General features: G+C 67.8%; 14 protein-coding genes. 9 read left to right on the forward strand and 5 right to left on the reverse strand.

Translation table 11 applies throughout. The annotated features are described in order from the left end of the window. Positions 1-322: 322 nt before the first annotated feature. Positions 323-1,417 carry a GGDEF domain-containing protein gene (locus OMP43_RS14585; protein ID WP_280280264.1) on the forward strand — a complete coding sequence of 365 codons (1,095 nt, stop codon included), beginning with the start codon at positions 323-325 and terminating at the stop codon, positions 1,415-1,417. A 206-nt stretch (positions 1,418-1,623) separates the two neighbouring features. After that, complete coding sequence (locus OMP43_RS14590) at positions 1,624-2,502, forward strand: AraC family transcriptional regulator (protein WP_280280265.1); 879 nt, start codon at positions 1,624-1,626, stop codon at positions 2,500-2,502. 152 nt (positions 2,503-2,654) lie between these two features. Here OMP43_RS14590 and OMP43_RS14595 read toward each other — a convergent pair whose 3' ends face one another. After that, the gene (locus tag OMP43_RS14595) at positions 2,655-3,071 is read right to left on the reverse strand and encodes a PAS domain-containing protein (protein ID WP_280280266.1); all 417 of its coding nucleotides are present in this window, start codon (positions 3,069-3,071) and stop codon (positions 2,655-2,657) included. Positions 3,072-3,410: 339 nt separating this feature from the next. Here OMP43_RS14595 and purL point away from each other — a divergent pair, with 339 nt between their 5' ends. The 7 genes from purL to bfr all read left to right on the forward strand — a co-directional run bounded on the left by purL (position 3,411) and on the right by bfr (position 9,358). Next, entirely contained in the window at positions 3,411-5,630 is a 2,220-nt protein-coding gene (gene purL, locus OMP43_RS14600) for a phosphoribosylformylglycinamidine synthase subunit PurL (protein WP_280280267.1), read from the forward strand. Positions 5,631-5,668: 38 nt separating this feature from the next. Next, a complete protein-coding gene (locus OMP43_RS14605) occupies positions 5,669-6,076 on the forward strand; it encodes a hypothetical protein (protein WP_280280268.1) in 408 nt (135 codons plus the stop codon). A 69-nt stretch (positions 6,077-6,145) separates the two neighbouring features. Continuing rightward, the gene (locus OMP43_RS14610) at positions 6,146-6,814 is read left to right on the forward strand and encodes a nitroreductase family protein (protein ID WP_280280269.1); all 669 of its coding nucleotides are present in this window, start codon (positions 6,146-6,148) and stop codon (positions 6,812-6,814) included. 32 nt (positions 6,815-6,846) lie between these two features. Next, positions 6,847-7,290: a hypothetical protein gene (locus OMP43_RS14615; RefSeq protein WP_280280270.1), complete on the forward strand. Its 444-nt coding sequence runs from the start codon at positions 6,847-6,849 to the stop codon at positions 7,288-7,290. After that, positions 7,291-8,538 (forward strand): DUF418 domain-containing protein, encoded by a 1,248-nt coding sequence (locus tag OMP43_RS14620; protein WP_280280271.1) that lies wholly within the window; start codon positions 7,291-7,293, stop codon positions 8,536-8,538. Between the two features lie 56 nt (positions 8,539-8,594). After that, on the forward strand, positions 8,595-8,765 hold the full coding sequence (locus tag OMP43_RS14625) for a (2Fe-2S)-binding protein (RefSeq protein WP_086128692.1): 171 nt from the start codon (positions 8,595-8,597) through the stop codon (positions 8,763-8,765). A 110-nt stretch (positions 8,766-8,875) separates the two neighbouring features. Next, positions 8,876-9,358 (forward strand): bacterioferritin, encoded by a 483-nt coding sequence (gene bfr, locus OMP43_RS14630; RefSeq protein WP_280280272.1) that lies wholly within the window; start codon positions 8,876-8,878, stop codon positions 9,356-9,358. Between the two features lie 107 nt (positions 9,359-9,465). Here bfr and OMP43_RS14635 read toward each other — a convergent pair whose 3' ends face one another. The 4 genes from OMP43_RS14635 to OMP43_RS14650 form a co-directional block, all read right to left on the reverse strand. Further along, positions 9,466-9,876 carry an Hpt domain-containing protein gene (locus OMP43_RS14635; RefSeq protein WP_086128690.1) on the reverse strand — a complete coding sequence of 137 codons (411 nt, stop codon included), beginning with the start codon at positions 9,874-9,876 and terminating at the stop codon, positions 9,466-9,468. A 108-nt stretch (positions 9,877-9,984) separates the two neighbouring features. Beyond that, the gene (gene der / locus OMP43_RS14640; protein WP_280280273.1) at positions 9,985-11,355 is read right to left on the reverse strand and encodes a ribosome biogenesis GTPase Der; all 1,371 of its coding nucleotides are present in this window, start codon (positions 11,353-11,355) and stop codon (positions 9,985-9,987) included. A gap of 112 nt (positions 11,356-11,467) precedes the next feature. After that, the gene (locus OMP43_RS14645; protein ID WP_280280274.1) at positions 11,468-12,790 is read right to left on the reverse strand and encodes a PQQ-binding-like beta-propeller repeat protein; all 1,323 of its coding nucleotides are present in this window, start codon (positions 12,788-12,790) and stop codon (positions 11,468-11,470) included. Further along, complete coding sequence (locus tag OMP43_RS14650) at positions 12,787-13,497, reverse strand: tetratricopeptide repeat protein (protein WP_280280275.1); 711 nt, start codon at positions 13,495-13,497, stop codon at positions 12,787-12,789. Before OMP43_RS14650 ends, OMP43_RS14645 begins: the two co-directional genes overlap by 4 nt. Positions 13,498-13,551: the final 54 nt, after the last annotated feature.

A 13,551-nucleotide genomic window follows, 5' to 3' on the forward strand; every position in this document is an offset into this window, starting at 1 on the left:
GATCCAGGGTAGTTCGGGACAATCGATGCAATCACGCGCAGGCTTGCCGGAAACGGCAAAGCGGGCCTCGCGCCTCTTGCTCCTGGCCCTGGATCCCCGCCTGCGCCGGGATGGCGATGGAGGGCGTAAGTCCCCAACCCGCCACCACCCATATTACCCGTTTTGGCGAATTCCACTCCGGATTAACGCGAATATTACGATCGTTCCCGTAACGATTCCGTCGAGAACGGGGGCGGGAAATGCGAACAAGGCCAAGCATCGATGGGCATCGCGCGGGCAGGAACGCCGCGCGGATCGCCGCATGGACCGGCGGGGCCCGCGCATGAACGCGCCCGTCTCCCTCCACTCGCCGCTCGATCGGCTCGTCTCCTGGTTCCGCCGCGGCGAAGGCGAGGATCCCTGGGCCGCGCCCGACCGGACCGCGCTCCACCGGCTGCGCTACGAGCAGATCGGCGCCTTCCTGTTCCAGCACGGCCTGGAGCCCAGCACGACCAATTTCGATTTCGCCGGCCGTTTCCTCGACGGCCTGGAGGCGCCGCTGGTGCGCGCCGCGCAGGAACTGCTCAACGCCAAGGGCAAGCTGACCGACCGCGACGTCGAGCGGATCGTCGAGCGCTGCGCGGCGAGCGAGACGCCCGACAAGCTCGACAAGCTCACCCGCGAGCTGGAGAGCAAGGTCGCCGACTGCCTCGCCGCGGTGGGTGACGCCACCGCCTCGACCAGCGCCTATTCCACCGCGCTCGGCGAGGCGGCGGACCAGATGGGCAGCGAGCCGGGCGAGGCCTATCGCCGGCTGCTCGAAGTCACGCTCGAAGTGGCTGAGACGACTCGCAGGATCGGCGGCCGGCTCGAGCGCACGCGCGAGGACACGCGGCGCCTGCGCGCCGATCTCGAGCGCGCGGTGCGCGAGGCGGAGGAGGACCATCTCACCGGCCTGCCCAATCGCCGCGGCTTCTTCGCGCGGATGGAGGAGATGCTGGCGCGGCCCGATGCCGCGCCCTTCGCCCTGGCGCTGTGCGACATCGACAATTTCAAGGCGATCAACGACCGGCATGGCCACCATACCGGCGACCGGGTGCTTCGCTTCGTCGCGCGCTTCCTGCGCGAGGACCTGGGCCGCCGGGTGACGGTCGCGCGCTATGGCGGCGAGGAGTTCGTCTGCCTGTTCGAGGGGGCCGATGCGGAGGAGGCCGCCGACATGCTCGACGGCTGCCGTACCCGGCTGCGCGAGCGGCTGCTGCGCGACCAGACCACGGACCTGCCGATCGGCAGGATCAGCTTCTCGGCCGGCGTCGCGCCGGTCGCAGGCGATCACGCCGACGCGCTGCGCCTTGCCGACGATCTCCTCTATGCGGCGAAACATGCCGGCAAGGATCGCGTGGTGACGTCCTCGCTGCCGGTCGCCTCGGCGGCCTAGGTTGAGGACTCATATTCTTCCTTCGTCACCCCGGCCTTGAGCCGGGGTCCCGCTTCTCCTTTCGTGAGCAAGGCGGCGGGGCTCCGGCGCAAGGCCGGAGTGACGAAAGAAGAATGGGAGTGCTTGGGGCCCAACCAGTTCCGCAGGATCGGTCAGGCGCGACTCGCCCGGCCTGCGGCACAGCGGCGCCAGGGAGACCAGGAACCGTGAAGCCCGACGCCCGCCAGCGCTATCTCGCCCGCATGCGCCGCGTGCTCGATCATGTCGACGCGCATCTCGATGCGGATCTCGGCACCGAGACGCTGGCGGCCGTCGCGGCCTTCTCGCCCTTCCATTTCCATCGCCAGTTCGCCGAACTCTTCGGGATCAGCGTCCACCGCTACGTCCAGCTCGCCCGCATCAAGCGGGCCTCGCTCGCCCTCGCCTATCGAACCGACCCGGTGCTCGACATCGCGCTCGATTCGGGGTTCGGCGGGCCGGAGGCCTTTGCGCGCGCGTTCCGGAAGCGGACCGGACAGAGCCCGAGCGAATTCCGCGCCCGGCCGGAATGGGCTCCCTGGAACGCGGCCCTCGCGCCGCTCGCACAGGCAAGGAGCCAGCACATGACACCGACCTATACCGATGCCGATGTGGCCATCGTCGATTTCCCCGCCACGGCGGTGGCGCTGATCGAGCATCGCGGCGATCCGGGAGCGATCGGCGACACGATCCGCCGCTTCATCGACTGGCGCCGCGCCAACGCGCTGCCGCCGGCAAGGAGCGCCACCTTCAACATCCTCCACAATGATCCGGACAGCGTGCCGCCCGCGGAATATCGCCTCGACATCGCCTGCGCCGCTCCGCGCGTCGCACCCAATCATGCCGGGGTGATCGAGGGCTTGGTCCCCGCCGGCCGCTGCGCGATGATGCGGATCACCGGCCCGGGCGACGATCTGCGCGCGCCAGCCCATTTCCTCTATGCCGACTGGCTGCCCCGCAGCGGCGAGGAGCCGCGCGACTTCCCGATGTTCGTCCAGCGCCTGCGCTTCTTCCCGGACGTGCCGGCCGGCGAGGCGGTGACGGAGATGTTCCTGCCGCTGGCTTAGGGTCAGGATCCTGTCCACTCGCGCCGCTATCCAGCCTGTACCGTCATCCCCGCAAGGGCGGGGATGACGAAAGGAGTCACAGAAATAGTTAATTAAATCAAAGAGTTGATCGGATTTTGCCCTAGGCGAGCTCCCCCTCCCGGGAGGACTGGCTAGCCCCGTCGCAGATGGGTGATGTCCTGCTTCAGGCCATAGAGATAGGCCGCGCGGCCGTCGCGCACCTCGACATCGGCGGTCACGCGCATCCAGCGCATCTCGCCGTCCGGCCGGCGGATCTCCGCCTCGAAGGTGAAGCTGCCGCAATTGGCGATCGCCTCCGACCGTAGCCTGGCCAGCTCCGCCCGCGATTCCGGGCTGTACATGGCGACCACCTCTTCGCGCCGCACCGGGCGATCGGGCGGCAGGCCGAAGATCGCGAACACTCCGGGCGTCCAGCGCAGCGAATCGTCGGAAAGGTCGCATTCCCAGGCGGCGGGCATCGGCGCGAGCACGGCGGGCGCACCGTCCGGCACGACGTGCAGCGCGTTCGCCCAGCCCATCGGCACGCGCCCGGGCGGCGGCGCCGCCACGCGATCTATCCAGTGATTCGTCACGCTACACCCAAGGCTCCACTCCGTTCGCCTTGCTACGCCTCCAATGGTTAATCTCCAACCCCCGCATATTCCGACGATTCGGTCTTTTAATGTAGGATTCCATCCGCTTGGCTCGGCCGCGATGCGAACGCCCCGCCCCTTCCCCGCTCCTCGCGCGCCACGGGCGCACCGGAGAGCCGCCGCGCGCGATGACGTCGGGGCCTTTGCGACCTTCCGCGCCGTTCGCGCACCCGGGCGCGTCAAGAGAGTCAAGATTTTCGCACCTTCCCCGCCCGGGGGTGACGCGGGCACATGCCCTCGCTATGGGCTGCGCCCATGACCCAGATCACGTCCGAGATCGTCGCCGAGCACGGCTTCACCCCCGAGGAATATGAGCGCGTCCTGAAGGCGATGGGCCGCGAGCCCAACCTGACCGAGCTCGGCATCTTCTCGGTGATGTGGTCCGAGCATTGCAGCTACAAGTCCAGCCGCATCCATCTGAAGAAGCTGCCGACCGAGGGGCCCCAGGTGATCTGCGGCCCGGGCGAGAATGCCGGCGTGGTCGATATCGGCGACGGCCAGGCCGCGATCTTCAAGATGGAGAGCCACAACCACCCGTCCTACATCGAGCCCTATCAGGGCGCGGCGACCGGCGTGGGCGGCATCCTGCGCGACGTGTTCACCATGGGCGCGCGCCCGATCGCCAACATGAACGCGCTGCGCTTCGGCCGGCCCGATCACCCCAAGATGAAGCACCTCATCGCCGGCGTGGTCCATGGCATCGGCGGCTATGGCAATTGCGTGGGCGTTCCCACCGTCGGCGGCGAGGTCAATTTCCACAAGGCCTATGACGGCAACATCCTGGTCAATGCGATGACCGTCGGCATCGCCGATACCGACAAGATCTTCTATTCGGCCGCCTCGGGCGTCGGCAATCCGATCGTCTATGTGGGCAGCAAGACCGGCCGCGACGGCATTCACGGCGCAACCATGGCCTCGGCCGATTTCGGCGAGGACAGCGAGGAGAAGCGCCCCACCGTCCAGGTCGGCGATCCCTTCACCGAGAAGCTGCTGATCGAGGCGTGCCTCGAGCTGATGTCCTCGGATGCGATCGTCGCGATCCAGGACATGGGCGCAGCCGGCCTCACTTCCTCCTCGGTCGAGATGGCGAGCAAGGGCGGCGTCGGCATCGAGCTGATCATGGACGACGTGCCCCAGCGCGAGACCGGCATGACGCCGTACGAGATGATGCTGTCGGAGAGCCAGGAGCGCATGCTCATGGTGCTCAAGCCCGGCCGCGAAGCCTTTGCCGAAGCGATCTTCCGCAAGTGGGAGCTCGATTTCGCCGTGATCGGCCATGTGACGGACACCGGCCGCATGGTGCTGAAGTGGCAGGGCGATGTCGTCGCCGACATTCCGCTCGCCCCGCTCGCCGACGAAGCCCCGCTCTACGACCGTCCGCACGTGCCGACGCCGAAGCCGGCCGCGCTGACCGATGTTCCCGAAAGCGTGGATCCGGCCGCCGACCTGCTCAAGCTGGTCGGCACGCCCGACCTGGCCAGCCGCCGCTGGATCTGGGAGCAGTACGACCACATGGTCGGCGCTGACACCACGCAGCGGCCGGGCGGCGATGCGGCGGTGGTCCGCGTCCATGGCTCGGGCAAGGGCCTGGCGATCACCACCGACTGCACCCCGCGCTATTGCTTCGCCGACCCGGTGGAGGGCGGCAAGCAGGCGATCGCCGAGGCATGGCGCAACCTCTCCGCCGTCGGCGCGACGCCGCTGGCGGTGACCAACTGCCTCAACTTCGCCAATCCGCAGCGCCCGGAGATCATGGGCCAGATCGTCGGCTGCCTCGAAGGCATGTCGGAGGCGTGCCGCGCGCTCGACTTCCCGATCGTCTCGGGCAACGTCTCGCTCTACAATGAGAGCAAGGCGACCGGCGGCGGCTCGGCGATCCTGCCGACCCCGGCGATCGGCGCGATCGGCCTGCTCAAGGATTATTCGAAGAGCGCGACCATCGCCTTCAAGGGCACCGGCGACATCATCCTCGCCGTGGGCGAGCGTTCGGGCCATCTCGGCCAGTCGCTGTGGCTGCGCGAGCTGCACGGCCGCGAGGAGGGGCCGGCCCCCGAGGTCGATCTGATGATGGAGCGCCGCACCGGCGCCTTTATCCGCTCGGGCATCTGCACCGGCGCGATCACCGCCTGCCATGACGTGTCGGACGGCGGCCTGGCGGTCGCGATCGCCGAGATGGCGATGGCCTCCGGCATCGGCGCGATCATCGACCAGCCCCAGCCCTTCGGCATCGCCGGCTCGTTCTTCGGTGAGGACCAGGGCCTGTATGTCGTCACGATCTGCGACACCTGCCTTGCCGACTTCCTCGTCGCGGCGGACAAGGCCGGGCTGGTCGCCGATCCGATCGGCCGCACGATCAAGGACCGGATCATCTTCGAGCTGGAAGAGGGCGATTTCTGCGTGAGCCTGGCCGATCTCAAGGCGGCGCACGAAGCGTTCTTCCCGGAACTGATGGGGGAAGACGCGGCCCTGGCATGAAGTAGGTGCATGCCGGGCCGGCAATGAGGGAGGTCATGATGACCGTTGGCTATTCCGGCACGCCGCTGGCGAAGAAACTGGGGCTCAAGCCCGGCATGCGCTGCTGGTTCCGCGACATGCCGGGCAGCGTGCGCGCCGAGATCGATCCCGCCGGGCTGGGGATCGAGGAATATGCAGCCGCCTGTGCCGGGCTGCAGGCGGCGCATGTCTTCGTCACCGAGCGGGCGCGGCTCGAGCGGGAATTGGAGGCGCTGCTCGCCCTGATCGACCGGAACGGCTTCATCTGGGTCTCCTGGCCCAAGAAAGCCGCCCGGGTGGAGACCGACATTACCGAGGACGTGATCCGCGCGGTCGCGCTGCCCATGGGACTGGTCGATATCAAGGTCTGCGCGGTCGATGCGGTCTGGTCGGGCCTGAAGCTGGTGATCCGCCGGGAAAATCGCTGAGCGCTACGGGGAAAACCGGATTGCCCGGCCCGAGACACCGGTGGCATCGTCGAATCAGGGGGAGCGTCCATGGCCGAGCACGAAGCGCTGCCGTGGCAGCCCTATCCGGAACTGAGCGACGACGTACGGATCGCGCGGGCCCGGGCGTTCCTTGCGGAAATCGCCCTCCGCCGCAGCTGCCGCGCCTTTGACGAGCGGCCCGTTCCCCGCGAGGTGATCGAGGCGGCGCTGCGGGCCGCCGGCTCGGCGCCGAGCGGCGCCAACCGCCAGCCCTGGCATTTCTGCGCGATCGAGGGGGCGGAGGCCAAGGCGACGATCCGCGTCGCCGCCGAGGAGGAGGAGCGCCAGTTCTATGGCAATCGCGCGCCGGGATCCTGGCTCGACGCGGTGCGCCCGCTCGGCACCGGGGCCGACAAGCCCTTTCTCGAGGCGGCGCCCTGGCTGATCGCGGTCTTCGCCCGGCGCCTGGCCGATGAGGAAGCCGTGCCGCGCAACTATTACGTCACCGAAAGCGTCGGCATCGCCACCGGCATCCTGCTCGCCACGCTGCACGCCGCCGGCGTCGCCACCCTGGTCCACACCCCCAGGCCGATGCGCTTCCTCAACCGCGTCTGCCGCCGGCCGGACAGCGAGAAGGCGCTGATGCTGATCGTGGCCGGCCATCCGGCGGCCGGCGCGACGATCCCGGTGGCGGGCAGCCGGAAGAAGCCGCTGGAGGAGATCAGCTCCTGGCTGTAGCGTCGGGCCGGGAGCGCGGGAGGAGACGAGACATGGCCGATGCCGGACGCCGGATCCTGGTGGCGACGCTGGTCGCCGGCACGCTCGACATCGCCGCGGCGGCGATCCTCGCGCTCCAGGCCGGGCGGACGCCCGACGGCATGCTGCGCGGCGTCGCCAGCGGCCCCTTTCCCGGCGCGAGCGGCTGGGGCACGGCCGGCGCGGCGCTGGGGCTGGCGGTGCATTTTGCCATCATGGCGGTGATGGCGGCGCTGTTCGTCCTCGCCGCCGACCGGCTGCCCCTGCTCAAGGCACGGCGCCTGGCCGCGGGCATCGGCTATGGCGTCGCCAGCTGGGCGGTGATGAACCTGATCGTGCTGCCGCTGCGCTGGCCCGGCATCTTCCCGCATCTCGACCCGCGGACGGTCGCGACCCAGCTCTTCTGCCACATCGTGCTGGTCGGCATCCCGATCGCACTGGTCGCCGCGCGGCGCTGAATGTCCCCTCCCGCCGCGGGCGCCCGGCTCGCTTCCCTCGATATGGTCCGCGGCGTGGCGGTGCTGGGCATATTGCTGCTCAACATCCTTTCCTTCGCCATGCCCGAGGCCGCTTATGTGAACCCGCGCGCCTATGGCGGCTGGCACGGCGCCGACCTGGCGGCCTGGGCGATCAACTTCGTCCTGTTCGACGGGCGGATGCGCGGGCTCTTCTCCTTCCTGTTCGGCGCGTCGATGCTGCTGGTGATCGAGCGGGCCGAGGCAGGCGGGCGCAGCCCCGCCGGCGCGCATTACCGGCGCATGGCCTGGCTGCTCGTCTTCGGCATCGCCCATCTCTTCCTGGTCTGGCACGGCGACATCCTCGCCCACTACGCGATGATCGGCATGATCGCCTATGCGATGCGCGGCCTGCCCGTGCCGCGCCTGCTCGTGCTCGGCACCATGCTCGCCCTGGTCGGCGCGGTCCTGTTCGCGACCATTCCGCTGGGCATCGTCCAGCTGCAGGCGAGCGCCCCCCATGGCGCCGAGCTCCGCCACTATGCCCAGGCCTTCGGCGTTCCCGCCCCTGCCGACATCGCCCGCGATCTCGCCCTGCACCGGGGCGGCTATGGCGCGATCCTCGCCGATCGGGTGCGCGAGGACGGGGGCGCCCTGTTCGCGCTGTTCGTCTTCTTCGGGCCGGAAACGCTCGGCTATATGCTGTTCGGCATGGCGGCGCTGCGCAGCGGCATGCTGCGCGGCGCCTGGACGCGGGCGCGCTATCGCCGCTGGCTGATCGTCTGCTGGGGCATCGGCCTGCCCGCCTATGCCGCCCTGGCATGGTGGCAATGGCGTTCCGGCTTCGACATGCGCGTGGTCGCGGCGATGCTGCCCCTGACCGCGCTAGTCCGCCCGCCGATGATCGCGGGATGGATCTGCCTGATCCTGCTCCTCGCCCGCCCGGGCGGCGCGCTGACCGCCCGCCTCGCCGCGGCAGGGCGCATGGCCTTCACCAACTATCTCGCCACCAGCCTGATCTGCACCACGCTCTTCTATGGCTATGGCCTGGGCTGGTACGGGCAGCTGACGCGCTGGCAGCTCTATCTGGTGGTCTTCGCGATCTGGGCGCTGATCCTGCTCTGGTCCAGGGCCTGGCTCGACCATTTCCGATTCGGCCCGTTCGAATGGCTGTGGCGCAGCCTGGCGCGCGGGAGCTTCCAGCCGATCCAGGGACCCGCGCCGGATAGTAATGCGAGTGCCTCGCAATAGTCTTGCGAATCAGTGTCAATAGCCCTACCTCTTTCCGCGAGAGTTGTGAGGGTCTGATGGTCGTTTGCGTTTGCAATGCTCTTCGGGAACGTGACGTGCGCGAGGCCGCGCGCGAAGGCGCTACCAGTGCCTGCCAGGCATATCGGGCGCTCGGATGCCAGGCCAAGTGCGGGCAATGCGTGCCGTTCGCACGTGAGATCATCGCCCAGGAACGTGCTGCTGCGTAACGTTCGCAACAGCCAAAAACCCCAGAAATCCGCCATTTTCTGACTGTCCAACTCGGCGTTCCGCGCCTATTCTGCCGCCCGAAATCCAATTACAAGCACAGGTGGCGGCAATGAAGGGCGACCCCAAGGTCCTCGATTTTCTCAACGAGGCGCTCAAGAACGAGCTCACCGCGATCAACCAATATTGGCTGCACTACCGGCTCCTCGACAATTGGGGCGTCACCAAGCTGGCCGAGCTCGAGCGCCACGAATCGATCGACGAGATGAAGCACGCCGACAAGCTGGCGGAGCGCATCCTGTTCCTCGACGGCCTGCCCAATTTCCAGCTGCTCGGCCGCCTGCGCATCGGCGAGACGGTGGAGGAGATCCTCAAGGCCGATCTGGCGGTGGAGATGGAGGCGATCCCGCTGCTGCGCGACGCGATCCAGCATTGCGAGAGCGTGCGCGACTATGTGTCGCGCGATCTGTTCGCCCATATCCTCGAAAGCGAGGAAGAGCATGTCGATACGCTGGAGAAGCAGTTCGACATGATCGCCCGCATGGGGCTGGAAAACTATATCCAGCTCAACAGCGAGGCGGCCGAGGCGAGCTAGGATCAAAGCCGGACCAGGGCCTTGCTTCCCTGGTCATCCCGGCGCAGGCGGGGATGACGGAAATATTCTCAAAGACTTGCCTGGGTTCTCAACCCAGGCCCCGGCCGTCAGCCCGCGAGCGAGCGCCGGCCGAACACCGGGCGGCGCTCCACCAGCGGGTTGGATTCGCGCTCGAGCAGCGCCAGCGTCGCCTCGAAGAGCGGGCGCAGCTGCACGACATGTTCGAGCACATCGGTCGGCGTGTCCTGCCGCTCGATGCACAGGCGCGCGCTCATTTCGATCGTCTCGGCCAGGTCCGCCAGCGGATCGGCGCCGAACTGGCGCGATTCGCCCTTCAGCGTATGCGCGGGAATCACCATCGACGCGGCATTGTTCGCACGCATGGCTTCCTCGATTCGCGCAACGGACTTGACGCCGTCTTCGCGAAAATAGCCGAGAATGCGCACGAAATTGGCGCCGAGCTCGGCCCGCGCCTGCGCAAAACTGTCCCAGTTCACCAGCTGCTCGTTGCCGGTCATCGCTTCTTTCCCCTACTCCGCACCCTCCAGAGCGTTCCGAAAGGTATCGCCCGTGTGTAAACACAGGGTTGATTTGGGGTCAGGATCGTTACGGAAGCGATTGGATTCTCATTCCTTATCGCGATCGAACGGATTCTTCGGCGCGCGCAGCGTCAGCCGCACCGGCACCGCGCCGAAATCGAATTCGCGGCGCAGGCCGTTGATCAGATAGCGCTGATAGCTCATCGGCAGCAGGTCGACGCGGGTGCCGAACAGCACGAAGCTGGGCGGGCGCGTCTTGTTCTGGGTGACGTAGCGCGGCTTGATTCGCTTGCCGCCGGGCGCGGGCGGCGGATTCGCCTCGATCGCGCGCTCGAACCAGCGATTGAGCTGGCCGGTGGAGACGCGGCGCGACCAGGCCTCGCGCGTCTTGAAGGCAACGTCGATCAGCGTGTCGAGCCCCTTCCCCGTCGCCGCGGAGACCGTCAGCAGCGGCACGCCCTTCACTTGCGCCAGCCCTTCGTCCAGCGCGCCCTTCACGCCGTTGAACAGGCTTGAGGCGTTTTCGGCCACGTCCCATTTGTTGAGCGCGATGATCAGCGCGCGCCCCTCCTGGAGCACGCGATCGGCGATCTTGAGGTCCTGGACCTCGAGCCCGCGCGTGGCGTCGAGCAGCAGCACCACCACTTCGGCGAAGTCGATCGAACGCAGCGTGTCGGCGACGGAGAGCTTCTCCAGCTTCTCCTCGACGCGCGCCTTCTTGCGCAGCCCCGCCGTATCGATCAGGCGGACCGGGCGCATATTGCCGTCGAAATCCTCCCATTCCCAATCGATCGCGATCGAATCGCGCGTGATCCCGGCCTCGGGCCCGGTGATCATCCGGTCCTCGCCAAGGAAACGGTTCACCAGCGTCGACTTGCCCGCGTTCGGCCGGCCGACGATCGCCAGCTTGAGCGGGGCATTGGGGTTGTCGGGATCCTCTTCCTCGACTTCCTCTTCCTCGCGCTCGACATGCGGCAGCAGCGCCTCGAACAGGTCGCCCATGCCCTCGCCATGCTCGGCCGAGAGCTGCACCGGATCGCCAAAGCCGAGCGCCATCGCCTCGATCACGCCGGTCTCGCCCGCGCGGCCCTCGGCCTTGTTGGCGACGAGTATGATCGGCCGGTCGGTCGAGCGCAGCCAGCGGGCGATCTCCTCGTCGAGCGGCGTCACGCCGGCACGAGCATCGACCAGGAACAGCGCGACATCGGCTTCCTGCACCGCCGCCTCGGTCTGCTGGCGCATCCGGCCGGGCAGCGTCGCCGCGTCCTCGTCCTCATAGCCCGCCGTGTCGATGATGCGGAATTCGAGCCCGAGCAGGTTCGCATCGCCCTCGCGGCGATCGCGGGTCACGCCCGGCTGATCATCGACCAGCGCGAGCTTCTTGCCGACCAGCCGGTTGAACAGCGTCGATTTGCCGACATTCGGCCGGCCGATGATGGCGACGATGGGCAGTGGCATGGCGTGAAGACTCTTATCGACGGGGTGTTCGGTCAAGCAAAACGGCACGGAACGCAAAAAGCAACGGGCGAGGCCTTGCGGCCCCGCCCGCCTGCCATGGCCGGGACAGATATCAGCGGAACGCGGTCAGGCGTCCCTTGTCGTCCAGGATGTAGAGCATGTGGTTCGCCACCACCGGCTGGAGCGAGATCGGCGCCTTCAGCTCGATCGTCGAGCTCACGCTGCCGTCGGCCGGCGAGACGAAGACCAGCTCGCCGCGCGTGCTGCCCAGGATCAGCTTGCCGCCGGCCAGGACGGGGCCGATCCAGTTCCACGGATCCTTGGGCTTCTTGTCGTTCTTGTAGCGCTTGAGCGGCGCGATCCAGCGCACCTTGCCGCTGGTGCGCGAGAGGCACAGCAGCCGGGCGTCGTCGGTCACCACGAACAGCCATTCGCCCGCCACCCAGGGGGTGGAGATGCCGGCGATGTTCTGCTCCCACATGCGGTTGCCGGTGGCGATGTCCATCGCGACCATGCGCCCGCCCTGCCCCACGGCATAGACGCGGCCCTGGTCGATCACCGGCTCGGCGTCGATGTCCGACAGCGAGGAGACCGACGTGGTCATGCTGCTGCGCGACAGCACGTCGCTCCACAGCGAGCGGCCATTCTCGTAGCGATAGGCGTTGAGCTCGCCCGACGAGAAGCCCGCGATCACGGTGCCCTGCGCCGAGGCGGGCGCCGCGACGCCGAACACGCCCTGCGATTCGAGGCTGGCCGAAGCGGTCCAGCTGACGTCGCCATTCTCCTGCTTCATCACGAAGAGCTGGTTGTCCTGCGTGACGACATAGGCATTGCCGTTGGCGAGCGTCGGCGCGCCGCGCAGCGGGCCGCCGGGGCGCTTGCGCCACAGCTCGCTACCATCGGCAACCTTGAGCGCCACCACGTCCCCCAGGCCGTTGGTGGCGAAGACATGCTCGCCCGAGACGCTGACGCCGCCGCCGAAGCGCGCGGTCTTGTTGCCATCGGCCTTCACCGTCGCGGCGCGCCACAGCTCGGCGCCGGTGGCGGCGTCCAGCGCATGGACCTGGCCGTCGGTATCCATCACGAACAGCTTGCCGCCCGCGACCACCGGCGAAGCGGCGAGGCGCTCCTTCTTGGAGGTCTTGGCGATCTGCTGGCTCCACACCTGCGACGGCGTGGCGGACAAGGCGAGATGGCCCATCGACTTGGCGGCATTGCCGCCCGGCTGGTTCCAGTCCTCGTTCGCCGTCGCTTCCGGCACGAGCACATCGACATTCGCCAGCGACTTGTCGCTGGTGATGTCGTTTTCGGACATCAGGATGGGAACGCGCTCGCCGAGCACAGGCGTCTTCTTGCCCTGCCCCTTGATTACCCCGCAGCCGCTAACCAGCGCGAGTGCCGCAAGGGCCCCAGCCACCCTCAGCTTATTGTTCATTTAGCCTGCTTTTCCTTCGACTGATCGAGGACGTCGATCCCCAATACGCTCGCCAGCTGAACCGCGCGTTGCCGCGTCGTATCCGGCACATTGTCCCCGCCCTGGGCGATCTGCTGGAGGAGCTTGCCCGCCTCGGCGCGCTTGCCGAGCTTGATCTGCGCGGCCGCGACCATTTCGCCGGCGCTGCCGAACCAGGCCGAAGCCGGCTTGGCGAGACCCTGGAGACGCGAGACCACCACTTCCGGCTTCAGCGTGTCATATTCCACCGCGGTCTGGCGCAGCAGCGCGTAGTCGCGGAACGGCTTGGCGAAGCCGCCATTGCCGGCAACCGCCGCGAACTTGGCGGCGGCGCCCTTCGCGTCCTTCTTCTGCAGCAGCAGGTTGCCCTCGATGATCGACGACATCGCGGCATAGCCGTTGGTGCCGCTGGCCGCGAGCTTGGCGAGCTCGGGGTTCGCCTTGTCGAGCTGGTTCTGCTCGATGTTGCGCAGGGCCGCGTCATATTGCTCGCCCTTGGCGCCCGCGGCGGAATCGGTCTGATGCTGCCAGAACAGGAAGCCGCCGAGCGCGGCGAACGCGACCACGACGGCGCCGATGATCAGCCGCCCATATTTCTGCCAGATGCCGAGCATCTGCGAACGGCGATATTCCTCGTCGACTTCGCGCAGGAAGGCTTCGTCTGTCGTGCCGGAGGGGGGAAGCGCCAAAATCTACTCCATGCGTCTCTTGCGGGCGCGAACCTGATCGTGCCGTGCGGGAAT

Source organism: Sphingomonas sp. CBMAI 2297 (assembly GCF_029870595.1).
GTDB lineage: Bacteria > Pseudomonadota > Alphaproteobacteria > Sphingomonadales > Sphingomonadaceae > Sphingomonas.

Coding starts and splice junctions, on each gene's coding strand:
- OMP43_RS14585 (WP_280280264.1), top strand. CDS start 323: ATGAACGCGCCCGTCTCCCTCCACTCGCCGCTCGATCGGCTCGTCTCC.
- purL (WP_280280267.1), top strand. CDS start 3,411: ATGACCCAGATCACGTCCGAGATCGTCGCCGAGCACGGCTTCACCCCC.
- OMP43_RS14605 (WP_280280268.1), top strand. CDS start 5,669: ATGACCGTTGGCTATTCCGGCACGCCGCTGGCGAAGAAACTGGGGCTC.
- OMP43_RS14610 (WP_280280269.1), top strand. CDS start 6,146: ATGGCCGAGCACGAAGCGCTGCCGTGGCAGCCCTATCCGGAACTGAGC.
- OMP43_RS14615 (WP_280280270.1), top strand. CDS start 6,847: ATGGCCGATGCCGGACGCCGGATCCTGGTGGCGACGCTGGTCGCCGGC.
- OMP43_RS14620 (WP_280280271.1), top strand. CDS start 7,291: ATGTCCCCTCCCGCCGCGGGCGCCCGGCTCGCTTCCCTCGATATGGTC.
- OMP43_RS14625 (WP_086128692.1), top strand. CDS start 8,595: ATGGTCGTTTGCGTTTGCAATGCTCTTCGGGAACGTGACGTGCGCGAG.
- bfr (WP_280280272.1), top strand. CDS start 8,876: ATGAAGGGCGACCCCAAGGTCCTCGATTTTCTCAACGAGGCGCTCAAG.
- OMP43_RS14635 (WP_086128690.1), bottom strand. CDS start 9,876: ATGACCGGCAACGAGCAGCTGGTGAACTGGGACAGTTTTGCGCAGGCG.
- der (WP_280280273.1), bottom strand. CDS start 11,355: ATGCCACTGCCCATCGTCGCCATCATCGGCCGGCCGAATGTCGGCAAA.
- OMP43_RS14645 (WP_280280274.1), bottom strand. CDS start 12,790: ATGAACAATAAGCTGAGGGTGGCTGGGGCCCTTGCGGCACTCGCGCTG.